Raw genomic sequence first — 23,865 nt, forward strand, 5'->3', positions numbered from 1 at the left:
AGTTTTAGTGTCTAGCTCCGGGCGCCATCGACTCGAGGTCATAAGCCAATCCGTCCGGAAGGTAAAGAACAACCTTCCAGCCGGCTTGTCTTATGCTTGTCGCCGATAGGCGGGCGCCCTGCGCTTTTCTTAAAGGGTAAGAAAGTATAATTTTTTTACCTGGTATTTGTGTCTAACTTCGATTGTCGCTACCTGTCGTGGCGGGTTTTAATCGACGCGCCGATGGGCGGGCGCGCGCCTTGCGCTTTTCGTATACTATCAGACTTAATATGTTGATCCTTTTAGACTTTAAACGGCATAATAGATCAAAAATCCTGGCACAAGATACCTTGGTATCGGCGATTTCTAAATGGAGTCGGGTATAAAAAATATAACTCCGCAAAAAATAAAAAACGGTAACCAAAAGGGCAGACTGATGCCCGAAATCTTGAAAAAAATAAAAAATGGTAACCAAAAGGGCAGTCTGATGCCCGAAACTCTGCAAAAAATAGAAAACGGTAATCAAAAGGGCAGTCTGATGCCCGAAATCTTGAAAAAAATAAAAAAGGGTAACCAAAAGGGCAATCTGATGCCCGAAATCTTGAAAAAAATAAAAAACGGTAACCAAAAGGGCAATCTGATGCCCGAAATCTTGAAAAAAATAAAAAACGGTAACCAAAAGGGCAATCTGATGCCCGAAATCTTGAAAAAAATAAAAAACGGTAACCAAAAGGGCAGTCTGATGCCCGAAATCTTGAAAAAAATAAAAAACGGTAACCAAAAGGGCAATCTGATGCCCGAAATCTAGAAAAAAATAAAAAACGGTAACCAAAAGGGCAGTCTGATGCCCGAAATCTAGAAAAAAATAAAAAACGGTAACCAAAAGGGCAGTCTGATGCCCGAAATCCTGAAAAAAATAAAAAACGGTAACCAAAAGGGCAGTCTGATGCCCGAAATCTTGAAAGAAATAAAAAACGGTTATCAAAAGACGTTTTAATCGACGTTCCTCAATATGGGCGCGCCTTGCGCTTTGTTCAAATTGCTTCAAAGTCCTTCCCATGCCCAGTTGTGTTTGCGAGTGCCTCCAACAGTTTATTTACATAACGCTTGTCCAAAGAAAGGAGAGAATCTTGATCAATTCCTTCAATAATATATTCGGCAAATTCCCAAACAATCTCCTTTATATGCTTGGGATTGCTTTGTGCAACCAAGGTCAATGCTTTAATCCCAGCTGATAAGACAGAGATATCAGAAAAACCAGCTTGGCGGATTTGAAAAAAGCATTGATACAAGAAATCTGAGAAGTCGGGTTTGTTATAAATGACTCTGAGATTTCGTTCATCATCGTTATGATATGAATTTGGTATATGTTTGTTCCCTAATTTAGTTAATATTTTACCTAAATTTTCAATACAGTTAATCGCTGTATTAGGATCATTAATTCCGGTAGATAATGCACGAAGTCCTATTTCAACAATCTTTGTGAGTCCAAATTCAATATCATTTACAGCAGCTTGCTCTGAACCGATAACGAAGAATTTATAATAGTCTCCTTCAATTTTGTTAGGAGATAATGTCCAAAAGGATAATAAAGGAGTATCATGGTCTACGTAATCATTAACTTGTTTTTCTATACGGATAATAATGTCATCTTTAGTTGCCTGGTTAACTAGGCCTTCTATATCGATGTATTGGATATATCCAGCATTGTTTATACTATATTCTGTTGGAGTAATATGCTTAATTTCATCACTTTCCCAATCATCCCATGGGGCATCCTCGAGGACATCTTTTCGATCTTTTAAATCCTTATTAATTTTCTCAATTGTTTCTAATGTAATAGTGTGAATTAAGTTACTAACCTGAATCCAATTTGTCACATGATGAATGAAGAACACAAAGACAATTAAACATGTAATAGAAATGAAAATTGCGATAGCTGGAACAATAAATAGTGTTGTGGTAGTTGTTTCTCGTAAAAGCAATAACAAAAGAATCGAATAAATAAATCCACCAACAAAAATCCCTAGAACACTCCTGGTTTTATGGTCGGTAATAAAGTTTTGTAGTGTTCTAGGAGAAAATTCAGATAGATATGTTGTTAACACAACAAGTATTGTCGAAAAAGTAATGGTTGTCATCGTAAGTAATGAAGCAGATATTGAGCTTAAAATGATTTGTGCAAGATTGATATCGGTAAAAAGAACACGTGGAAAGATAGAAAATAGAGTTTCTTGATTTACTATATATACATTCAGTTTTGTACTTAAAATAGCAAGAATTGCTGCTATAAATCCATATAAAGATGGAAGGTACCAAAAACTTTTTCTGATACGAATTAAAAAACTTTTGAAATTCATAATTAACACTTCCTAAAAAACGAAGCTAGATTTTTTCATTAGTCTTCGCTATTATGTAAGTTTTATTCAAATTGCGAAAAACACCCCAGATAATAAATAATCATATTTTCTTTGTGTAAAGGCCAGATTGTTTATCAAAATTTATTTTACGAAAAGAAGAATAGATTAATTTGAATAACAAAATCCATAAAATCACACCAAACTTGTAGTTTGATACACAAGTTGAAGAGCGAATCTTGACAATTTCCGATAATTGATTTACGATTTATTTAAATTGTCTTACAATTAATAATTAGATAGACTCTATAAAGAAGGGAGGAGTAAATGTGGAAAATCAAAAGAGTGTAGATATTAAATCACTAAGTCGAAAAACATTATCAAACCAAGTAATTGATGAAATTATCTCGCTACTCACTACTGGACAACTTAAACCAGGAGACAGAATACCGTCTGAAATAGAATTAATGGAAATTTGTGATGTAAGTAGACCTGTAATCAGAGAAGCAATGACTTCTTTAGAAGTATTAGGAATTGTAAACCGAAAAACCCGAAATGGCACATTCTTTTCTGATAAAGTTGGAAGTAAACCCTTTTCAATGATGTTAGCGCTTTCAGCAACAGATCTGGTCTCGATAATAGAAACGAGAGTCGCATTAGAACTAGGTTTAGTTACGTTAGCAGCTGAGAAAATTACTGATGAAGATTTAGCCAAATTAAACGAACTAATTGAGGAAATGAAATCCTTACCAACTGAGGATTCCTCAGAAGTTGATAAAGAGTTTCACAAAATTATTGCTCTTGCTGCCAATATTCCTCTTTTTGAAGCAATCATTGACCCGTTACAAAGTTTTCATCAAAAAGTATTAGAACAGATCCCTTTAGAAGATCGAAATTTGGCTCAAACATTAAGTTATCATACTGATATATATAACGCACTTGAAAAACGTGACCCTATTGAAGCGTATACTAGCATGTACCGTCATCTTGATTTTGTAAGAAGGAAAGCACTAAAAAATTTAAAGTTAAATAATCTTAATTGAGTTTTACAAATCGAATAACGACTCATATGAAAGAGAACCCGAATAAAGGATTCGTTCCTTATTCGGGTTCATTTATATGGATAATTAACTTTGTATTTAAAGTAATTAGAATATTATAAGATTTATTATTGACTTACATATTTATTTGTCTTACAATTAAAAAAACAAATGAAATGGTAGGCGGAAATACTCTTATAAGTTAGAATGTAAGCGGATACTTATTTAACTTCAAATAAATCACTGGAGGAATATAAGATGATGAAGGTATCGGTGACTACAACAAAATTTGATTTAACAGATGGCGATTTAAGACAAATGTGTCAATTAGGAGTAGATTGTGTTGATTTTGGAACAGGGTCCTCTTTCCCTGGTGTAAAAGAACAGGGCTACCCTGATTTAGACGAACTATTAAAGATGAAACGTAAAGTTAGATCCTTTGGTCTTGATATTAACCGTGTTACATTACCTGATCTTTCCAAAAGATTTATGGACAATGAAGATGGTAGCGAAATAGAATTAGAAAACTCAGTGAATGCGGTTAAAGTCTTTGGTGAAGCAGGAATTAAGATTGTGAGACAACGCTTTGCAGGTGATACATACAACTACATGACAAAGAGTTACCAGGCGAGACAAAGAGGGGGAGCGATAGCACGTGGTGAAAGCCTAGGCTTTAACAAGGAACCTTATCAAACTCCTACTCTTGAAGATCATGAAAAATGGTGGGGACGATTCCGTGATGCTTACTCTAAACTAGTTCCTTTATGTGAAGATTATAATGTTAATTTGGGCATGCACCCTTCTGATTCACCAAATCATGATACACCATTTGGTGGGCTGGGTTATCGCCGTATTATGGATGAATTTCCAAGCAAAAATGTTGGTTATATCTATTGTATTGGGACTCGGGCAGAAGAAGGAGGAAGTCCTTTAGTTCTAAATGAAATTAATCAATATGGTAGAAAAGATCGAATCTTCCTAGTGCACTTCCGTAACGTGAGGGGGAGTCTACCGACAGCAGGAGCATTTGAAGAGGCCTTATTAGATGATGGTGATATGAATATGTTCAAAATTTTATTAGAGCTTCGAAAAGTCGGCTACAATGGTTGTTTAAATCCTGACCATGTACCAATGATGGAAGGTGATAATCCTGATCTTGATGGAAACTGGGCACATTCAAATATCGGCTGGAGTTACGGAAGTGTAGGTTTTGCATATTCAATTGGATATATCAAGGCATTGCTAGCTGCATTAGTAGAGTTTGAAGGCTAGATTTATAACGGAGGGGGGAGACTATGTTAAGACTTAGTAGGGATATATATGCAAGCGCTTTCTTGATTACTGTCTCAATCGTGATGTATATAGCTTCAAATAGTATTAAGAAATTAACAGTATCTAAAATTGGGGCTGATTTCGCGCCTAAGTTGGTTGCAATTGGAATATTAATCCTGAGCATATTCTATTTAATCACTTAAGTTTCGCACCCCAAAACACAAGGGAGTTCAGGTATAAAATTTACTGATTTCCCTTGTCACTGTTATGTTTTATGTCATTCCACTTTGATCTATTATGCAACATTATCCCGTCCAAACAACTGATTCCCTAAAAAAGATGCCTCAAATAAACCCTCAAGATATTTGTATTCTTGGGATTTTTTAAAGGATTGGATATCAACAGATCCAGACTCGGAGATGCTGATATAACAATATCTAATAGTTCATCAAACATACTCCATAATTGTTCGGCAACATTTTTCTGTGTCATTTCATCTTTCATATCTGCGAAAAGCCCGCCCAGTGTTTCGTAATCATTGATTCTACGAAAATAAGACAAAAAGATATACAGAATATATGTTGTTGTCACATGAGCTATTTGGGCATCAAAATTCTGGGATTGGCATTTTCCTAAGTGAAGCAGCTGCTTGGTTTCCTTGAAGAAAACTTCAATAGACAACGAATAGAATAGATTTCAAGCATTTCCACCAATGACAAGGATTCATCTGTGGATAGATATAGTTTCCAGTCCTTTTGGTATGGATAACGGCAATAATATAGTTTTACTGTTTCGCCAATACCAGAATAATCGACTACTACCTCAAAATAACGCACGTTCCTTTTGCGGCAACGCTTTTCTTTTCCTTCTTTTTTTAGTACCTTCAAAATCTCTTTGGCATTCAGTTCTTCGCCGTTATACCCATATTTTCTAAAGTCGCGCCTCACTGCACAAATAACATGCAGAGATCCGTTTTTGATTCCTCTAACAGTGGATATGAAATCTTTACTTGAGAACCAACTGTCTACCAACACATACTTAGCCTTAAATCCGTGCTTGATGGCTCTTTTAAGCATACGAAGGGCACTTGTGATTTTGTCGATATCACATTCCTTTATCCGCTTTGCCCCATTTGTTTTCGGGTTTCTCTCTTTTCTGTATTGCTTTTTCGTGTCTTTTCGCTTTAATGCCTTTTCCGAATGAAGACTGAAATCAAGGGGAGTAAAGCTTGTCCCATCGAACAGCCCCATTGTCAGGTTCTTAAATCCGAGGGTACTTTTCCCCTTCCGACCAGCAACATGATCATGGACGTAGGAAATCTTTTCAATCTTTTTTCCTGTACGAGCATCTATCGTATCGTCAAAAATAAAAGCCGAATTAGGATTTACTTCCTTTTCAGGATTAACCAGCTTCTGGAACTGCTTCGATACACTAAAAAGCAGATTTCGCCAAGGTAGGCGACTGTTATTTTTCACACGATAAAATGCATCCTTCTTCATCTCTTTCATCGTTTCGAAATTGCTTTTATAAAGGGCATTAACACTGTCTATAAGCATAAGTGGAAACAGAAGCATTAAAGACAAAATATCAGTAATAGAGTATCCTTGTTCCTTTTTAAACCCGACCTGATGACAGAGTGAACGAAAATTGAATTTCTTCATCACATTTTGTATAATAGAATCAATCGAAAATCCATGAGATTGGAATACATTTTCGATTTCTTTAACTCTCTTCCGCATGATAACACGTCCTTTTTGGTTGGTTTGGATTGGTACCTTAATTATACCAAAAATCCAGTGTTCATGCGGATTCCCATGTCTTTTTTCTTCTCTGAAAAAGGGCTTTTTTTATTGGATTTTCAAGGTGCGAAACTTAAGTTATAAGTTAAAAGCGAGGTGTCAAACACAACTTGTTAGGGTGTTTGACACCTTATTTTATTGCCTGAAACTTTACGTATTTGTATAGTGTGAAAAAGAGTAAAACTCCATTATAAAAGGATATGTCAAATAATTTTTCTGCCGACAGTCTTAGTTGAGCCTGGTTGGATTCTTTTCTTGGCAAAGTCAGTCAAGGTTTCACCTTTAATATTAGGGACGACCTCCATTTTAAGAAAAAGCGGATGACCCATTTGATTTAAGGATAACCCTACTAACACCTTGGTTTTGTCAGTTCCATATCCGCATTTTCCGCCTTCGGTTGGAGCACCAAAGAAAGCCTTGTCTAGCTCTACAATTCCTGCTTGGGTATAGTTAGCATCACGCTTTCTCATAGCTTGTCGGATTTTATGAATAATGTAATTTCCTAACCTGTGTGAGGCGTTTCTCTGATATACATTTGCTGAATTAAATCTTCCAAGCCAAACAAGCTTTTTTGTCGTATAATGTTACATAGGGAGGTACACTCCTTTCATCTCTGGTAGAGTGTGGTAACTATATCTTTTTTGTGCCCTACAAAACTTAGTCATATCAAGGCTATGGAATTACGAAATTTACTCAAAAAAAAGTTATCGGAGTGTCTTTATGAAAATATGGTTTAATCGTTGGTTCTCAACAGTGTCTCATTATATAGAAATGATTAGAAATAATCCTGACGGCAAAGAAGTAATCATCTACGGCACACATCCTAATAAAGATGCTGTTTATCTGCAGGTTTGCGATTTTGCGGAGATAGAGCTAGATATTACAGGTAAAGAATATATTGATTATTGTCTTGATTTTTGTAAAAAGCATCAAATTGATGTTTTTGTTCCAAGAAAAGAGAACGTATTGATATCAAAGCATCTCACTCAATTCACTAGAATAGGGACTAAGGTGTTAGTATGTCCAGATCCAGAATTGATGAATATGATGGATGATAAGGAACTAACGTATAAAGCAATCGAGGATAATAATAAAAATGGTGATTTTTTAGTTTCGATTCCGGATTACTATATAGTAAACTGTTTAGAAGATTTTAAAACGGCTTATGAAAACCTGAAGGCAAAGGGACACACTGTTTGCTTTAAACCAGTTATTGGAGAAGGTGCAAATGGCTTTCGAGTCGTGAAGGAGCACATTGAGAGTATCGATGATTTATTTACAAAAGGAATTGGGTTTAGGATACCTTATTCTCACGCTTGTGAAGTATTTAATCAGCAGGAGACATTTCCATCATTAATGGTATTAGAATTTTTAGATGGTCCAGAATATAGTATTGACTGTTTAGCTGATCGAGAAAAGTTATATGCCGTTGTTCCTAGGAAGAAAGGAAAGGGAAGAGTACGTGTACTAGAAGATAATCCAGAACTAATTGAAATCGCAAAAAAAATCTATGAAAAGTATCGGATCCCATTTGTATTCAATATCCAGGTGAAATATCGCAATGGAGTTCCAAAGCTGTTAGAGATAAATCCTCGTATGAGTGGAGGGCTTCATATTAGTTGTTTTTCTGGTGTTAATTTTCCTTATCTCTCCTTAAAATTGCTATTAAATGAAGAGATAGATATCCCAAAAGCTACATATGATATAAAAGCTAGTTATTTAGAAAATCCAGTGATTTTATCAAAAAAACGATAAGTTTACTAAATTTAAATGGACAAGGTAAATAATAGAGTGGATACTAATCGCTATGTGATTACACTTACATATATTTACACAACCTAATTCTATTAAAAAACTAGATTATTATATAGGTATTTAGTAGAATAAACCTATATTCATTTTTTACATTTTTCTACAGGGTGGGAATAGGAATTGAATTTTATTTATTCACCCATATATTTTTTGCCCGATCTATAAAGAAAATAGAAAAAACGTTTATGCACACTACTATTCATAATTTAATATTAAATTTAAAGGAGTGGAGAAATGTCTATTTCATTGCTAAAGGGACAAAGAATTGACTTAACTAAAGGTAATGCCGGATTATCAAAAATAATGATCGGACTTGGTTGGGATCCTGTACAAACTAAAAAAGCTGGATTCTTAGGATTTGGTGCTTCAACACCAAATATAGATTGTGATGCATCCGTTCTTATGTTAGAAGATGATAAATTTACAAACAAAAAAAATCTTATATATTTTGGTAATTTAAAAAGCTCATGTGGCAGTGTTCAACATACTGGGGATAATATAACCGGTCAAGGTGATGGGGATGACGAACAAGTACTCGTTGATCTCAACAAAGTTCCACAAAACATCAATAAGATAGTTTTTGTTGTTAATATTTATGATTGTGTAAAACGGAAACAAGATTTTGGAATGATTAAAAATGCATTTATTAGAGTTGTAAATAGTGCTAATAATCAAGAGATGCTAAAGTTTAATTTAACTGATAACTACTCTGGTAAAACTAGTTTAGTTGTTGCAGAGATTTACAGACATGGAAGTGAGTGGAAATTCGCTGCGGTAGGTAATGGTACAAGTGATGCCAAATTAGAAGACATCGTTAATGGTTATAACAAATAACTTCCTTATACTACTGGAAAATATAAGCAAAACCAAAATTGAGAGGATGGAAAATTAAATGGCTATTTCATTATCTAAAGGTCAAAAAGTTGATTTAACTAAAACAAACCCTGGTTTATCAAAGGTAGTAGTTGGACTTGGTTGGGATACAAATAAGTATGATGGTGGGAAAGATTTTGATCTAGATGCTAGCGTATTCTTACTGGATGCAAATGGAAAATGTGCATCTGAAGCTGACTTTGTATTTTATAATCAATTAAAGGCTGGAGCGGGTTCTGTTGAACACACTGGTGACAATCGTACTGGTGAAGGTGATGGGGACGACGAAAAAGTTAAAGTTAATTTAGGTTCTGTACCAGCAAGTGTTGAAAAAATCGCCTTTGTTATCACAATCCATGATGGTGAAGCAAGAAACCAAAACTTTGGTCAAGTTTCCAATGCTTTTGTAAGAATTGTTAGCGAAGATAACAATGAAGAAATTATTCGTTATGACCTAGGGGAAGATTTTTCAATTGAAACAGCTATTATCGTCGGAGAATTATACCGTCATAATGGAGAGTGGAAATTCTCAGCGGTAGGTTCTGGTTATCAAGGTGGACTTGGACGTATTGCTACAGACTATGGCCTATCTATTTAAAAAGTAATAAAAGAAGACAAGAAATAGATTCATGTTCTTGTCTTCTCTTTTCTACTCTACTAATTAAATAATGGGGGTATTTACTATGGCTGTTCAGTTATCAAAAGGACAACGTATTGATTTAACAAAAACAAATCCTGGTTTAGTTAAAGCGATGATTGGTCTAGGTTGGGATACAAATAAATATCAAGGTGGACGTGACTTTGACTTAGATGCTTCTGCTTTTTTAGTAGATGAGAACGATAAATGTTTAAATGATCAAGACTTTGTATTTTATAATAATCTTTCACATCCTTCTGGAGCAGTTGTTCATAGTGGGGATAACCGAACAGGAGAAGGTGATGGAGATGATGAACAGTTAATCGTTGATTTCTCTAAAATTCCTTCAAATGTGCATAAAATTGGAATAACCGTAACGATTCATGATGCAAATACACGTCACCAAAATTTTGGACAAGTTTCAAATGCTTTTGTTCGTGTATTGGACGATTCTAACAATCAAGAATTGCTGCGTTTTGATTTAGGAGAAGATTTCTCAATTGAAACAGCTGTTGTCATTTGCGAATTGTATCGCTATGGGAATGATTGGAAATTCAGTGCCGTTGGTAGTGGATTTTCAGGAGGTTTAGCAGATTTATGCAGTAATTACGGTTTACAAGTTTAAAGAGACCCTGAACGTAAATTCTTCGTTCGGCTCAATAATAGGAGGAGCAACAATTGGAGATTTTACAACAGATTTTTTCAACATACGCGATGTTTTTTGACTTCGAAATGTGGGGTGAGGTTTTATCTGATCCAGTATCATGGGGATTAATAGGAACATTAGTCGTTATAGAGGGTCTATTATCAGCAGATAACGCATTAGTACTTGCGGTATTAGTAAAGCACTTACCCGAGAAACAAAGAAAAAGGGCTCTTATGTATGGTCTTTTAGGTGCTTATTTCTTCCGCTTCTTATTCATCGGAGTAGGTGTATATTTAGTTAAGTTCACATTTATTAAAGTTTTAGGTGCCGCCTATTTAGGGTGGATTGTAATCAAATACTTCCGTGAGAAAAATAGCAATAAAGATGGTGAAGATGAGGTTAAGGAATTTAATAAGACTTCATGGTTAGTACGTACTTTTGGTTTGTTTTGGGCTACTGTAATATCAGTAGAAATGGTAGACATTGCATTTAGCGTAGATTCTATCCTAGCTGCTTTTGCTATCTCAGATAAAGTTTGGGTATTACTTGTTGGTGGTATGCTAGGAATTCTTATGATGCGTACTATTGCAGGTGTATTCTTAAAACTAATTGATAAGTTCCCTGAATTAGAAACTACTGCATTTGTTTTAATTGGTATAATTTCAGCTAAAATGTTCGCAAGTATATTCGGGTTCAGTTTAGACCATCTTCTTTTCTTTGCAATAATAATTGTTTCATTCCTAGCAACATTTGTAATTCACTATTATAACAAAGCTAAGGCAACGCGTAAGGAAGCTGCTGCTTCAAAAGAATAATAAGTAGAAAGAAGGAGTTAGAAACATATCTCCTTCTTTTTTATCCCACGCTTAAGTGGGGGATCAACTGCCCCTAAAGGTCCGACGAAGCACAGGATGTGCAAGTATGGCGTAGCGCATAGGACGTGCGCGCTCCTAGCGTTATAAGTTCAACTAACAATCAGTTGGGGATAAAGACCCCCATTGATTGAAGGTTCACTTTATAAATTAAGAGGTGTTATTTTGAGATATTTTAATTATCTATCCGAATTACAAAGAGAAGGTATTTTCTTAATGAAACCCACGATCGTAACAAAATCGACTCCCAAAGACCTTTTGCAATATAGTTTAGGGGCTACATTATATATGCCTTCAACCAGACATGATATTGCCGAACTTGTTATTTCAAAAAAATATACAGAACTCTGTTCAATGGTACTTTGTCTTGAAGATGCAATAGGAGACAACGAGGTTGAAATGGCAGAAGCCATGGTTATAAAGCATATTGAAGCAATCTATAATTCCCTAAAAGAACAGGTTATTTCTACAGAAGAACTTCCACTAATTTTTCTTCGGGTAAGATCACCAGAACAGATGTCGCGTATAAGTTACCAGCTTAAAGAGTCACTTGATTGCTTAACAGGCTTTGTGTTTCCTAAGTTTTCCGTTTACAACGCGACAGCCTATCTAGAGAATTTAGTTACTATCGTAAAAGAAACCAACATTAAATTATATGGAATGCCAATATTTGAAACACCTGATATCATCGATAAAGAAACAAGAGTAATGAATTTTTTGACGATAAAAAAACTTTTAGAAAACTATAAAGATTCTATATTGAACATTCGAATCGGTGCTACAGATCTATGTGGACTATATGGTATACGACGAAATTGCCATACAACGATATATGATATTTCAATTATACGAGACTTTATAACTGATTTAATTAATTTCTTTGCTCGAGATTATGTGATCTCAGGACCAGTGTGGGAGTATTTTGAAAACTCAACTACTAGAATATTAAAACCACAATTACGTCAATCTCCATTCTCTGAAAGTTATGGTGAGGGGGGACTAAAAGTACGTACTCAATTGCTGAGTGAATATGGTGACGGATTAATCAAGGAAACACTATTAGACCTAGCTAATGGACTGAATGGGAAAACGGTAATTCACCCAAATCATGTGAAGATTGTCCAAAGTCTTATTGTAGTGTCCAATGAAGAGTATTTAGATGCATTATCAATAGTTGAAAACTATACTGGAAATGTAGGTGTAGTAAAAAGTGAATACTTAAATAAGATGAACGAAATAAAACCACATTACCTATGGGCCGATAAGGTTTTGAAAAAATCCAAGATTTACGGGGTGTATCATGACAACCACAACTTCATCGACTTACTTGCAGAATCAACCTACTCTTCAAATCTCGTCTAACATGTCAGTAAAGTTAAATATCATCTCGAATCCTCTTAATCTTGCAATGGATGAATTATTTTTAATGGCAGCAAGAGTTAATAAAAAAAGAGGATTTCTTTTTGTCAGTAAAGTTCTAGGAAAACATTTACCTGTACATCCCTTGAAACCATTACTTACTTCTGGATTATTAGCAATAGAGCACTATGAAAATGCAACTGGACAACGTGTTCATACTAAACCAGCAATACTAAATGGATTTTTATCAGAAGATTCTGCTGTTATAGAAGAAGCTTATCAATTACTGTCAGAGTTAAATCTAAGACTAGGCGAAGATCCAATCATTATTGGATTTGCAGAAACAGCTACTTCATTAGGGCATGCATTTTTTGATTGTATAAAAGCTGCTTTTTATATCCATACCACTAGAGAATCTGTTGATGGTTTGACTTCAAATTTAGAATTTGAGGAAGAACACTCACATGCTGTCGATCAACACTGTTTTATCGATATTAGCCAAATTGATAACCAAAAACCTATTATTTTAGTGGATGACGAAATTACTACGGGTAAAACGGCTATTAACATTATTCGTAATATACATGCTAAATTTCCAAGACGAAACTACTCAGTTATTTCAATACTGGATTGGCGATCAGAAAATAATGTGAGGCAGTTTTTAGACTTAGAAAAAGAATTAGACATCACCATCAACACATGTTCTTTAATATCAGGAGAAATGGTGTTTGACGGAGAGGCATTAGAGAGTGTGAATTATAATTATTCACCATTACCAAAGCAAAATAAAGTGAATCATAGAGTAATAGATGTTTCTAAGTTCTTTACCCAGACTAGTTATAATAATGAAATGCATATACCATATATTAATGAAACGGGCAGATTTGGGATAACAAACAAAGATAGACTAGGCATTGATCAGGCTTGTGCTGATGCTGGAAAATATTTAAGTGCCTTTAGTTATGGTGCTAAGACCCTTTGCTTAGGAACCGGAGAATTTATGTATCTTCCGATGAAAATATCGGCTCATCTAGGTAAAGGGGTAAAATTCCATTCGACAACAAGAAGTCCAATTCTTCCAGAAGTTAAAGAAAAATATGCAATCCAAAACGGCTTTACATTTTTTAATCCGGAAGATTTAGAGATTGTTCATTATATATATAACATACCAAAGGATCATTATGATGAAGTCTATCTCTTTTTTGAAAAAGAAATTACCGAGGATTCTCTAAAGGGACTAATGGATATAGTTAGAGACAGAGGAATACAGCATGTGAATATTGTTATATGTTCTAAGAAAAAAAGGAGTGAGCAATGTGAATAGCGCTCTTTCTAAAATAGGTAGCTATCCTGAGCAAGATGTTACCTTCTTATTAAAAGATTTGTCACATATTAATATAGAGAAAAAGACGATGGAAAGAGAACTGTCGATCCAAAATGGAGTTCATTACTCAGAAATGCTCCCGGTTGAGTATAAGCCATCAGACGACTATATGAAGTTGTTTTATGAATCACTCGAAACTAGCAAGGAGAAGGTCGCCTTATCTGTTGCAGTGGTTGCTGAACAAATTGTTAGAAAAAGGGGACTTAATATTGTTCTTTGTAGCCTTGCTCGCGCTGGGACTCCTATTGGTGTACTGATAAGGAGATATATTGAGTTGAAGTATGATGCCTTCATTCCGCATTTTAGTATATCAATTGTTCGTGATAGAGGAATTGATGAGAACGCCTTAAACTTTATAGCATTACATTATCCTAAGCAGGAGATAATTTTCGTTGATGGATGGACGGGTAAAGGGGCAATCACAAGAGAGTTAGATCTATCAATTAAAAATTATAATGAGAAATATAATAAGCAATTATCTTCTGAATTAGCTGTTTTAACAGATCCTGGTTATTGTTCTACTTTATATGGAACGAGAGAAGATTTCTTAATCCCGAGTGCTTGCTTAAACTCAACTGTTTCTGGTTTAGTTAGTAGAACGGTAGTAAATAAGACATGGATTGGATCTGATGATTTTCATGGGGCTAAGTATTATAGAGAATTATTGCCCGAAGATGTTTCTAACTATTATGTAGATACGATTACAAATGAATTTCAAAAGGTTTTTTCGATTGTGGATAGTAAACTAGAGGTTCTACAAGCCACTCATGAAGAACCAAACTGGAAAGGTTTAAAGTCCATTCAAAGGATTCAGCAAGAGTTTTCTATTGATAATACAAATTATATTAAACCAGGTGTAGGAGAAACAACAAGGGTATTATTGAGAAGGGTTCCATGGAAGATACTAATTAACCCAAGCCAAAAGCATCATTTGGAACATATCATCTTACTGGCAAAAGATCGAGGAGTTCCTATCCAAGAATATACTAGAATGTCCTACAGCTGCTGTGGTTTAATAAAACAATTGGAGAAAAAGTCATGAGAGCATTCGCGAGTGATCTGGATCGAACCTTAATCTATTCTACAAAAATGTTAAATACACATCAAACAAATAGTCCCTGCGAATTAATTGAAACAGTTGATGGTAGGCAAATATCTTATATTTCATTAAAAACGAAAGCTTCTCTTAGTAAATTAAATAGAGAAATGTATTTCATTCCCGTAACAACCAGAACAATTAGTCAATATAAGAGAATCCATTTATTTCAAACTGAAATTATACCTGAGTATGCAATTACAAGTAATGGCGGTCATATCCTAAAGGGTGGTTCAGTGTTGCAAGACTGGACAAACTATATTCATGAGCAATTAAAAGCTTGTTTGTCTTTAGATGAAATGATAAAAAGGATTAGAAATATAGCAAATCCACAATGGGTTGAACAGATTAATCAGGCTGACAACCTATTTATTTATTTGTTTATAAATAGAAGTCTTATTACAAATAAAGAAATAACTGACCTTAATGAATGGGCTCGAAATCTTGGCTGGCAAATGTCACTTCAAGGTAGAAAACTTTACCTTATTCCTTTTCCTATTAATAAATGGAAAGCTGTTGAATTCCTTTGTAACGAATTGAACGTAAGTACTATTTATTCAGCAGGTGATTCATTGTTAGATTATGATTTAATTACGAACGGACATTTTGGAGTTGCTCCTTTGCATGGAGAAGTGTTAGAACATTATCCTACTCTTAACAAAACTACTTCTTCAGGGATGGAAGCTTCAGAGGAAATTGTAGAATTGATTCATAATAAGGTTTTTACAAAATCACCGTAAAAGCAATGTAGAATTACGCACTACGTACCCGAAGTAGATTATGTAGGAAAAAGCAGTAGAATTACCATCTCTTTTAGTGTAGATAGATTTGGAATATAATATAAAATAGAGACAAAAAAATATCGAGACCTTATAGTTAAGTAAACCGTTGAATGAATTATGTAATTCAATAAATGGCATGGTAGTAAGTATAACCTTGGTCTCCCGAAATTTTATCTTTATAAAGGGGATGACATAATGAGTAATTATCGTAATCTTCAAATTACTCAAGCTAAACTTGATAGTGATAAATGGAAACTTACTCTCTTTAAGACTCTCCCAGAGAGAACACCTTATGAGAAAAGTGATGAATACCGTTTTTGTCAACTATCTGGAAGAATATTAGGTACGAACCATGATGAAACTGATTACTATCTAAATCTTCATGAGTTATATACTTCTGAAAAGATTCATGTCTTGAGTGAAATACTAGATAAATCAATCTCTACATTACGGTTTCAAGGTGTTCAAAAGGTACACATGATTAATCAAAAAGAAAAAGGGTTGTCAGTTAATAGATTTGTAGCTTTTTTAGAAGGGGAACGTTTAATTCCGACTCATCCCAATAATCTTGTGCATCGTCATATAAGACAAACGCTAATTTCTGTTTTAGAGACATTTCAACAAAATCACAAAGATGGTTTCAATCATCCAGAATTCCGACGAGTGTTAGTAGATATTATTAAATGGTCTTGGAATCATCTCAATGGTTGGTTAGAAAATATAAACCTAGAAATTGAAATGCCTCGTGTTATTTGGTATGGAGATGCATCTAAGAGCCAATTGTATTTTCTTTACTACTTAATGAAACTTGGGTGTGATGTGCTTATTTTTCATCCTGAAGGAAAAGACGAATTTGCAGAGATTGACCCTAAACAGAATATTTCTCAAATTGTTACTTATCCAGCTACTGGAAAATTAGAACCTTTTCCTAAAGAAAAACCAGACCGTCAATCAACAGTTGCCTATCGAGCAACAAAAGAAATTAATAATGTACTATTTCATGAGGGATCTCACCTTTATAAACCATGGCAATTTAGAAATCATCTTCCGACATCGGTGACGTTAAAAACGACCTATGATGAACTATTCTTAATTGCTAAAGAACCGGCACATATTCGACAAAATTTTCAAGTTACTAAAGGGACTGTTCTGATTCCTTCAATTTTCTCAAAAATTATGGGTGTCTCTGCAAATAAAAAAGAATATTGGGACCGGTTACAAAAGTTATCTGAATCAAAGAATACTGAGTTAATTAGAAATTTCCCTTTTACTAAGGAAGTTATCGCAAATCATAAATTCCATTATCAACACGCACTTGATAAAGAGGGCAAGCTTCATCCTAAAAAGATGGTTGAAAGTAATTGGTGGCAATATAAGCATTTACCAGAAGGAATTCAACTAGCGATTGCTCATGTTATATCAAATATATGCGCAAGCCCTAAGCTCATCCCGAAAAATAATGAAAAAGTAGAAGATGTTCAACTGTATTTATTTACACAAGCCACAGATATTGCACCTAACCACTTAAACTTAATGCAGTTGTTTGATTATTCCCAGGATGTACCTAAGTTAGTTTTATTCAATACAGAGATTAATGGATCTCTTTCCCGATCTGATGCTGCTAGGATCTTATTATTCAATGAGCTTGGAATAGACATTGTAATTTATAATCCACCAGGCCATAACTGTATAGAGCAGTTCATAGATTCTAGTATGTTTGATACGCATTGGCTTGAGGAAATGTCATTTCAACAAGAATTCAAAGAGCCATCTTTTCTTAAAAAGATATTTAAGTCAATAAAATTTTAGATTTGGAGTGAAAGTAAATGACAAATGATGTACTAGCATCAAGTTTCGAGAAAAATGAAGAAATTACCGAGTCGAAAGCCAACGATATTAGATTACAACTTCGTCAGGAACCTGAGGTTATTAAGTTAGCGCAACAAATAGACGTGAAAAACCAAATGGAATTATTGGAATTTGGAAAAGAACCTGCTGTTTTAATTTCACAGTTTTCGGATCGAATTTTATCAATGATTCAAACAAGTAGTGTAACGGATTCAGGTGAAATGTTAAAGCAAATCGGAAAGATTATGGATCGCTTTGATAAGAAGGATTTTGAAGAACAAAAAGGTGGTCTACTCAGTAAATTATTTAAACGAAGTAATGGAATGGTTGAAAAAATCTTCGGTAAATATCAAACCTTAGGTGGAGAAATTGAGAAAGTTCATGTTGAAATCTCAAAATATAAGGATGAAATGACTAGATCGACAGTGACACTAGAAGAAATGTATGAAAGTAACATTAACTACTACATGTCACTGGAAAAGTATGTGGTGGCAGGACAAATTAAATTAGAAGAACTAACTACCTTAGTACCATCGTATGAGCAAAAGGCAGCAAATGGTGATCAGATGGCACAATTACAAGTAGATACACTAAAAAATGCAATTCAGACACTAGAGGAACGAATTTACGATTTAGAAATGGCTCGTATGGTTTCACTACAAACTGCTCCACAAATCCGTTTACTACAACGTGGTAATACAAAGCTTATTGGCAAAATTAATTCAGCGTTTGTTATTACGATTCCAATTTTCAAGAATGGTATCATCCAAGCTGTAACGGCAAAGCGCCAAAAACTTGTTGCTGATTCTATGAGTGAATTAGATCGTCGTACAAACGAAATGTTAAAGCGAAATGCTGAAAACATTTCTAGTCAAAGTGTAGAGATTGCTAAACTAGCTGGTAGACCAAGCATTAAAATTGAAACGATTGAAGAGTCATGGAATACAATCGTAAAAGGAATGCAGGAAACAAAATCGATCGAAGAAGAAAACAAGCGACTTCGTGAAGATGGTTTAAAACGCATTACCCAGTTGCAGGATAATTTAAAGCAAATCGCACAACAAAAATAGTGTACTCCTCCTTTTAGGAGGAGTCTTTTTAAAAGATAACAAAAAGTTTGTATCTAGTTTTAGTGTCTAGCTCCGGGTGCCTAGAAACGAGGAGAAACTTCAACTCCTCCTACAGAAGCAAAGAACGCTTCTTTCGGCGGAGTCTTCGAAGCACACGATGTGCAAGTGTCGACAATGCCACAGGACGTGGCGTTCTTGTCGACCAGTTTTCTCGTTTCTGACCAAGGCGCTTACGCTTTTCGGACAATCCGTCCGGAAGGTTAAAGAACAACCTTTCAGCCGGCTTGTCTTATGCTTGACTTGCACAGGATGTGCTGATGTCGATGTTCGCCACAGGACGTGCCGGGTTTTAAACGACGCGCCGAAAGGCGGGCGCGCCTTGCGCTTTTCTTATGAACTATTTTCGGACACTGAGTATGTTATTTGCAGCGCTCTATTTTTTTAAAAGGGTGTGTAAATATAAAAATTGAAGATGGTTTTAGTGCCTAGCCGATAAATTCCATTAAGGTGTATTTCTATTTAGACGTACTTTCCAATACAATAAACTAATACATGGATCAATAATAAAAACAAGTAAAAGCTAATAAAAAGTAGTGGCACGTATATAATTGATGTTATAGTGTTTAAGAAAAAGCTTGTTAGAACAATTGCAACTATGAAATATTCAAACAGTATGACAGGCTTTGAATGACTGACATCTTCCAACAACTTTAATGATTCATTTGTTTTCTGGTCACGAGAGAAATGATTGAATCTCATAAGAAATATCCCCCTTTTTAGGTTGAATATTTTTATCCATATATTTCCCGTAATAACTTTGTCTGATTCATCGTCATTGAAAAGAATGCTCCTATTGATTTAAGCCTTATAACTAAAGATATAAGAAAGAAATACAAATAATTACTTAACTTTTAAAAATTTAGAAATTAAAATCTATACAAAAAAAGCTGGATTGTAGGAAGATTATGGGGCCTCATCACCAAATAAATTCAAAATGCAAAAACGGATAAGTGAAAGAAGGGTTGTCCTGTATGTCAGGGTTTTCACTGCGTTGTACCTAAAAAAGGTATAAGAGGGTAGTACCCTTCTTATACCTTACTGAATTCTTTTTAAGTTAAATGACCGAAGCCCTTTTCATTTTTGGCCAAGATACTCTAAACAAGTAGCACGTTATTACTGTAACGCTGATATGATCACTCTAGAGGAGATACTAGTGGTTACGATTATATCTGACCTGCCCATCCACACATCTACACCAAGCATAACTGAGAATTGTACCTGCTCCGCGTTTTTCTGTTTTCAATTTGGGTATTTTTGCACATCCCCCGAAAAAGGGGAATAAGAAGTACTCCACTAAAATCCCGCCAAAGCTCCTTGCATATTGGGGTAGTACCAGCGAAACTGTCACTACCCCAATAAAGAATCGGCAAGATTCCAAGAAGTTATTTAAGTTAGGCTATGTTAAACCGTATTGTTGTTTTCGGTGCAAATAAAGACGTACAAATGATGAAGGTTAACTAAAAAACTAAGGGCAACTAGATATATCAATTGCTTGTCTTTTGTGGTGTATGTTGAAAACAAAAAAGAAGGGTTGCTTCTTAGATTAAAAAGAGCTACCCTTCCATTCTAGCCTATGCTTTACTTACATTTACAGGGTGCTCCATCGGAGGGAACAAGCTGCCTATGCCCTCCCCAGTATCTCTTGGATCGTGTGACCAAATTAGTTCAGCGCTGGATCCAGATTTCTTTCTCCATAATTCATATGCCGGGAATCCATCGTGGTTACCTGTCAACAAAACCCCACCACTTCTGTTTACACGAATAGTAAACTGATAATCTATATCTGGAGATCCAGCAACTAACGGATTATTAGATGCTACAACGCAATCAAGATACAAATAACCTCCAGATACCCGTTTTGTGTAGGATAAGTCCGTTACAGGTGCTTTACCGGTCTCCGTACTAATTAACTTACCTAACGAGTCATATGTGTACTTGTTAGTGGTTCCTGTATCTTCATAATACGAAACGCTATAATCAGTAGGAGCTGTATCAATAGTGAACTTCTGATAAGTTCGATATGTTCCATCCCAGCTCTCACTGCGACCATCACCACCAAAGTAAACTGTTAAACTCGGTGATTCCGAAAATAATATACGTGACTGTGGAATAAAAGTTTTTAAACGTAATTCTAAAACTGCCATTTAATAAAACCCCTCTCAGAAATGCTTTTTGTAAGCTGCTTACATTTAATAAAGAGGGGTTATCGGCTTTAAAAACAACCAATATAATTATTTATTTATGAGTTTCTTCACTCTTTCTAAATCCTTTTCACAACTGGCATTTTTATCTTTTACTGAGAAGTGGTAATGAGTAATTTGAACTTTCCCATCTTCCTCTAAACTACCTAATCCAGAATTAAAAATCTGTTCTTGCTCGATTTCACTTGTTTTGTTTCCTTGTTTATCTACATAGTAGTATGTTGCATTATAGAAACCTGAGAACTCCTCCCCTTCCCACCCAAAATCCTCTGGAGAAGAAGTGAGAGAAATTCCGTTTTCATCAAAAGTATGAACGATTTTGCCATCCGTTACTTTTAATGGTGGAGCATTTTTTACGTTATATACCACATGCGCACACCCTTGATATCCTTCAGGTAAAGCAAATTCTTCATCGTTTGCCGTTTTCTTTGCGAAAAACATATAGTAAGCTCCTCCTAACAATATAGCTGATAACAATACAATCGTAATTTTTTTCATTAAACCCTCGCCTTTACCCTTTTATTATGGAGTATTATACCATTTATATTTGAGGAAAAATGTAAACTTTTGTCGCAAAGCAAATAACCACTCTAATCTGAGTGGTATTCCTTTTCAAGTATTTCGAAAAATGTAGGGATTTTTTCATCTTCTCTTTTCTTTAGATTGGTAAGGATCATTGTGATTAGTTCTTGCTCAAGATCCTCCCTATTCTTAATATCTGTTTGCAATAAAGCTTTCTTTATTTTAGGACTAAGGATTTCTATTAATTCTTTAGGAGAAATGTTTTTATTCATTTTTATATTCCTTCTTTGGTGGATCTATTACTTTTGCTAAAGTATGAATAGCAGCTTCCAATCCTTCTATTTTCTTTTCAAAACGATGTAGTAAATACATGGTGATTACGATAGGAAATCCAAAGTTACCAATTAGTTGTATAAAGCTTTGTTCTTCAGGCACCAATATTTCGCCTCACTTTTACTAATGCTTTATTTTTTGTTTTCGTTACAGCTTGTTGACTGATATTTAAACGTTCAGCAATATGTGTATCTGATAAATTCTTGATGTACGATAAATACAGAATGTGTTTCTGCTTTAAGGTTAGTGATGAAATTGCTTGATATAGGGATTTTTCCTGTATATAGTCTTCTAAGTTCTCAAATAACTCTTCCAACTTAATTTCTGATCTATCATCAGCAATGCTGTCTAATAATGTTCCAGTCTCGTTTCCATCTTCATTAGAAAAGGGCTGATTTAATAAAAGTTGATTCCGACTCTGAAATAATCGTTGTTTTTTATCAAAGTCCTGGGATGCAAAATGGATTGCTTTAGAGAAGTATGAAATTAGACGAATTTTTGAGTAAAAGGTAATGAACTTATCGTCTATCTTCTGTTTCAATTCAATGTTGGGATTACTACAATATTTTTTAAAAAGACCACGATGTTCATCGTCCTCTAAAAAGGATAATAGTAATGGATTTTTAGTTTCGGGTACAACCACGTTACCTCCTCCTTTTATGGAACATACGTTCTAATTTGCGGTAAAAAAAATATCTCCTTTTGTTAATAAAGGGGATACTATTTCTTAAACCACAACCACTTTATAAAAAAAAATAATATTTATTTTAAGATTTATTTTAGGTTGGTATTTTATTTGCTTTAAGTATCTTTGATATATTAATATTTTACTAGAAATTTGGGGAATATGTAAGATATTCGGGGATTTTTCCCCCTTCCTCTAAATGCCTTCTAAACTACAAGTCCATAATTTCAACTGAAAACTCCGTATCTGTAGGCACTATTTTAAATTATACGAGATTTTCCCAAATAGATAGTTGTTCCCGGGCATGCCTTCTTTTGTTCCTTTCGCCCTTGTTATATACCAAAATCAAACCCTTGCCGTGTTTTTCATGAGCAACCGTCAGGCTTTCTCACCTAAATAGAGGGAGCTAATCCTATATACTAATTTTTTATAGAACTTTTGACACTACCACTGACATGATAAGCCAAATATTGGAGATGCGGTTAGTCGTAACAAAAATGACCATTTTTGTTACAGGGTGTGAAAAGTAATATTTTGTCTGCCAATCTAATATAAATCACGTAACAAAAATGTGTAACAAAACAATTTGTAACAATATTAATTATTTAATAGTTTTGGTACAATCATGTTGAAAGGTGAGGATGCAAATGAAATTTGGTTATATGCGCGTTTCTACCATTGATCAAAATTTGGATCGCCAAAAAAGGCAACTTGAGGAATTTGGGTGCGAACGTATCTTTTTTGAAAAAGTAACAGGAACTAAACGGGATCGACCAGAGCTGAACCGTATGTTGGTGTTTCTTAGACCAGAAGACACCGTTGTTGTAACGGACTTAACTCGCTTATCCCGTTCCACGAAGGATCTGATTGAGATTACAGAACTTATGTCCCAGAAAGGGGCGCATTTAAAAAGTTTAAAGGAATCTTGGCTCGATACAACGACAGCACATGGAAAAATGTTGTTTACTATTTTTGCTGGAATTGCACAATTTGAGCGAGATCTTACTTCCGAAAGAACAAAGGAAGGCATTTTAGCTGCCAAAAAACGGGGAAAGTTTCCGGGAAGGCCAAAAGCAGACGAGGAAAAGATCAACTATGCCCTATATCTCATAGACCAAGGGATAAGCCGAACGGATGCTGCCGAAAAGGCTGGTATTTCCCGAATGACTTTGTATAGAAAGCTACAAAGGGAGGAAAGGAATTGAAAAAATTAGGAATTGAATGAGCTATTCGGAAAG

The 23,865-nt window shown here is 34.8% G+C and carries 22 protein-coding genes and 2 pseudogenes; 15 read left to right on the forward strand and 9 right to left on the reverse strand.

The window, feature by feature from the left end; genetic code table 11:
• Positions 1 to 349: 349 nt before the first annotated feature.
• On the forward strand, positions 350 to 787 hold the full coding sequence (locus PY093_RS03405; protein WP_275644474.1) for a hypothetical protein: 438 nt from the start codon (positions 350 to 352) through the stop codon (positions 785 to 787).
• A 226-nt stretch (positions 788 to 1,013) separates the two neighbouring features.
• Here PY093_RS03405 and PY093_RS03410 read toward each other — a convergent pair whose 3' ends face one another.
• Positions 1,014 to 2,339: a DUF2254 domain-containing protein gene (locus tag PY093_RS03410; RefSeq protein WP_275644475.1), complete on the reverse strand. Its 1,326-nt coding sequence runs from the start codon at positions 2,337 to 2,339 to the stop codon at positions 1,014 to 1,016.
• A gap of 326 nt (positions 2,340 to 2,665) precedes the next feature.
• On the opposite strand from PY093_RS03410, the gene PY093_RS03415 reads away from it, so the two are divergent.
• The gene (locus PY093_RS03415; RefSeq protein ID WP_275644476.1) at positions 2,666 to 3,379 is read left to right on the forward strand and encodes a FadR/GntR family transcriptional regulator; all 714 of its coding nucleotides are present in this window, start codon (positions 2,666 to 2,668) and stop codon (positions 3,377 to 3,379) included.
• A gap of 255 nt (positions 3,380 to 3,634) precedes the next feature.
• Positions 3,635 to 4,648 (forward strand): mannonate dehydratase, encoded by a 1,014-nt coding sequence (locus PY093_RS03420; RefSeq protein WP_275644477.1) that lies wholly within the window; start codon positions 3,635 to 3,637, stop codon positions 4,646 to 4,648.
• Between the two features lie 295 nt (positions 4,649 to 4,943).
• On the opposite strand, the pseudogene PY093_RS03425 reads toward PY093_RS03420, so the two are convergent.
• A pseudogene (locus PY093_RS03425) lies at positions 4,944 to 6,387 on the reverse strand (IS4 family transposase).
• 290 nt (positions 6,388 to 6,677) lie between these two features.
• A pseudogene (locus PY093_RS03430) lies at positions 6,678 to 6,941 on the reverse strand (transposase); the annotation flags it as partial.
• A gap of 226 nt (positions 6,942 to 7,167) precedes the next feature.
• Between PY093_RS03430 and PY093_RS03435 the strand changes: the two are divergent.
• The 11 genes from PY093_RS03435 (at position 7,168) to PY093_RS03485 (ending at position 18,826) form a co-directional block, all read left to right on the forward strand.
• Entirely contained in the window at positions 7,168 to 8,202 is a 1,035-nt protein-coding gene (locus PY093_RS03435; protein ID WP_275644479.1) for an ATP-grasp domain-containing protein, read from the forward strand.
• A 291-nt stretch (positions 8,203 to 8,493) separates the two neighbouring features.
• Entirely contained in the window at positions 8,494 to 9,093 is a 600-nt protein-coding gene (locus PY093_RS03440; RefSeq protein WP_275644480.1) for a TerD family protein, read from the forward strand.
• A gap of 58 nt (positions 9,094 to 9,151) precedes the next feature.
• The gene (locus tag PY093_RS03445) at positions 9,152 to 9,730 is read left to right on the forward strand and encodes a TerD family protein (RefSeq protein ID WP_275644481.1); all 579 of its coding nucleotides are present in this window, start codon (positions 9,152 to 9,154) and stop codon (positions 9,728 to 9,730) included.
• An 85-nt stretch (positions 9,731 to 9,815) separates the two neighbouring features.
• Positions 9,816 to 10,394 carry a TerD family protein gene (locus PY093_RS03450; RefSeq protein ID WP_275644482.1) on the forward strand — a complete coding sequence of 193 codons (579 nt, stop codon included), beginning with the start codon at positions 9,816 to 9,818 and terminating at the stop codon, positions 10,392 to 10,394.
• Positions 10,395 to 10,447: 53 nt separating this feature from the next.
• Positions 10,448 to 11,230, forward strand: coding sequence for a TerC family protein (locus PY093_RS03455; RefSeq protein WP_275644483.1), 783 nt, complete (start codon positions 10,448 to 10,450; stop codon positions 11,228 to 11,230).
• Between the two features lie 222 nt (positions 11,231 to 11,452).
• The gene (locus PY093_RS03460; protein ID WP_275644484.1) at positions 11,453 to 12,649 is read left to right on the forward strand and encodes an HpcH/HpaI aldolase/citrate lyase family protein; all 1,197 of its coding nucleotides are present in this window, start codon (positions 11,453 to 11,455) and stop codon (positions 12,647 to 12,649) included.
• The gene (locus PY093_RS03465; protein WP_345774216.1) at positions 12,588 to 13,970 is read left to right on the forward strand and encodes a phosphoribosyltransferase family protein; all 1,383 of its coding nucleotides are present in this window, start codon (positions 12,588 to 12,590) and stop codon (positions 13,968 to 13,970) included. The genes PY093_RS03460 and PY093_RS03465 overlap by 62 nt, the downstream gene beginning before the upstream one ends.
• Entirely contained in the window at positions 13,963 to 15,072 is a 1,110-nt protein-coding gene (locus PY093_RS03470) for a cysteine protease StiP family protein (protein WP_275644485.1), read from the forward strand. Before PY093_RS03465 ends, PY093_RS03470 begins: the two co-directional genes overlap by 8 nt.
• On the forward strand, positions 15,069 to 15,866 hold the full coding sequence (locus PY093_RS03475) for an HAD family hydrolase (RefSeq protein WP_275644486.1): 798 nt from the start codon (positions 15,069 to 15,071) through the stop codon (positions 15,864 to 15,866). The genes PY093_RS03470 and PY093_RS03475 overlap by 4 nt, the downstream gene beginning before the upstream one ends.
• A 237-nt stretch (positions 15,867 to 16,103) precedes the next feature.
• Positions 16,104 to 17,717 carry a YceG family protein gene (locus PY093_RS03480; RefSeq protein WP_275644487.1) on the forward strand — a complete coding sequence of 538 codons (1,614 nt, stop codon included), beginning with the start codon at positions 16,104 to 16,106 and terminating at the stop codon, positions 17,715 to 17,717.
• Positions 17,718 to 17,734: 17 nt separating this feature from the next.
• A complete protein-coding gene (locus PY093_RS03485) occupies positions 17,735 to 18,826 on the forward strand; it encodes a toxic anion resistance protein (RefSeq protein WP_275644488.1) in 1,092 nt (363 codons plus the stop codon).
• Positions 18,827 to 19,345: 519 nt separating this feature from the next.
• On the opposite strand, the gene PY093_RS03490 is transcribed toward PY093_RS03485, so the two are convergent.
• The 6 genes from PY093_RS03490 to PY093_RS03515 form a co-directional block, all read right to left on the reverse strand.
• Positions 19,346 to 19,585, reverse strand: coding sequence for a hypothetical protein (locus tag PY093_RS03490; RefSeq protein WP_275644489.1), 240 nt, complete (start codon positions 19,583 to 19,585; stop codon positions 19,346 to 19,348).
• A gap of 872 nt (positions 19,586 to 20,457) precedes the next feature.
• A complete protein-coding gene (locus PY093_RS03495) occupies positions 20,458 to 21,030 on the reverse strand; it encodes a DUF3238 domain-containing protein (protein WP_275644490.1) in 573 nt (190 codons plus the stop codon).
• An 87-nt stretch (positions 21,031 to 21,117) separates the two neighbouring features.
• Positions 21,118 to 21,585, reverse strand: a complete 468-nt coding sequence (locus PY093_RS03500; RefSeq protein WP_275644491.1) for a DUF6843 domain-containing protein — start codon at positions 21,583 to 21,585, stop codon at positions 21,118 to 21,120.
• Between the two features lie 92 nt (positions 21,586 to 21,677).
• Positions 21,678 to 21,881: a hypothetical protein gene (locus tag PY093_RS03505; protein WP_275644492.1), complete on the reverse strand. Its 204-nt coding sequence runs from the start codon at positions 21,879 to 21,881 to the stop codon at positions 21,678 to 21,680.
• Positions 21,874 to 22,044: a YvrJ family protein gene (locus PY093_RS03510; RefSeq protein ID WP_275644493.1), complete on the reverse strand. Its 171-nt coding sequence runs from the start codon at positions 22,042 to 22,044 to the stop codon at positions 21,874 to 21,876. The genes PY093_RS03505 and PY093_RS03510 overlap by 8 nt, the downstream gene beginning before the upstream one ends.
• A complete protein-coding gene (locus PY093_RS03515; protein ID WP_275644494.1) occupies positions 22,037 to 22,585 on the reverse strand; it encodes a sigma-70 family RNA polymerase sigma factor in 549 nt (182 codons plus the stop codon). The genes PY093_RS03510 and PY093_RS03515 overlap by 8 nt, the downstream gene beginning before the upstream one ends.
• A gap of 689 nt (positions 22,586 to 23,274) precedes the next feature.
• Between PY093_RS03515 and PY093_RS03520 the strand changes: the two genes are divergently transcribed.
• Positions 23,275 to 23,832, forward strand: a complete 558-nt coding sequence (locus PY093_RS03520; RefSeq protein ID WP_275644495.1) for a recombinase family protein — start codon at positions 23,275 to 23,277, stop codon at positions 23,830 to 23,832.
• The last annotated feature ends 33 nt before the right edge of the window (positions 23,833 to 23,865 follow it).

Origin of the sequence: Cytobacillus sp. S13-E01 (assembly GCF_029193815.1) — a bacterium.
Taxonomy (GTDB): domain Bacteria; phylum Bacillota; class Bacilli; order Bacillales; family Bacillaceae_L; genus Bacillus_BV.

Coding starts and splice junctions, on each gene's coding strand:
- PY093_RS03500 (WP_275644491.1), bottom strand. CDS start 21,585: ATGAAAAAAATTACGATTGTATTGTTATCAGCTATATTGTTAGGAGGA.
- PY093_RS03445 (WP_275644481.1), top strand. CDS start 9,152: ATGGCTATTTCATTATCTAAAGGTCAAAAAGTTGATTTAACTAAAACA.
- PY093_RS03520 (WP_275644495.1), top strand. CDS start 23,275: ATGAAATTTGGTTATATGCGCGTTTCTACCATTGATCAAAATTTGGAT.
- PY093_RS03410 (WP_275644475.1), bottom strand. CDS start 2,339: ATGAATTTCAAAAGTTTTTTAATTCGTATCAGAAAAAGTTTTTGGTAC.
- PY093_RS03435 (WP_275644479.1), top strand. CDS start 7,168: ATGAAAATATGGTTTAATCGTTGGTTCTCAACAGTGTCTCATTATATA.
- PY093_RS03450 (WP_275644482.1), top strand. CDS start 9,816: ATGGCTGTTCAGTTATCAAAAGGACAACGTATTGATTTAACAAAAACA.
- PY093_RS03505 (WP_275644492.1), bottom strand. CDS start 21,881: ATGAATAAAAACATTTCTCCTAAAGAATTAATAGAAATCCTTAGTCCT.
- PY093_RS03420 (WP_275644477.1), top strand. CDS start 3,635: ATGATGAAGGTATCGGTGACTACAACAAAATTTGATTTAACAGATGGC.
- PY093_RS03490 (WP_275644489.1), bottom strand. CDS start 19,585: ATGAGATTCAATCATTTCTCTCGTGACCAGAAAACAAATGAATCATTA.
- PY093_RS03495 (WP_275644490.1), bottom strand. CDS start 21,030: ATGGCAGTTTTAGAATTACGTTTAAAAACTTTTATTCCACAGTCACGT.
- PY093_RS03405 (WP_275644474.1), top strand. CDS start 350: ATGGAGTCGGGTATAAAAAATATAACTCCGCAAAAAATAAAAAACGGT.
- PY093_RS03480 (WP_275644487.1), top strand. CDS start 16,104: ATGAGTAATTATCGTAATCTTCAAATTACTCAAGCTAAACTTGATAGT.
- PY093_RS03485 (WP_275644488.1), top strand. CDS start 17,735: ATGACAAATGATGTACTAGCATCAAGTTTCGAGAAAAATGAAGAAATT.
- PY093_RS03475 (WP_275644486.1), top strand. CDS start 15,069: ATGAGAGCATTCGCGAGTGATCTGGATCGAACCTTAATCTATTCTACA.
- PY093_RS03440 (WP_275644480.1), top strand. CDS start 8,494: ATGTCTATTTCATTGCTAAAGGGACAAAGAATTGACTTAACTAAAGGT.
- PY093_RS03465 (WP_345774216.1), top strand. CDS start 12,588: ATGACAACCACAACTTCATCGACTTACTTGCAGAATCAACCTACTCTT.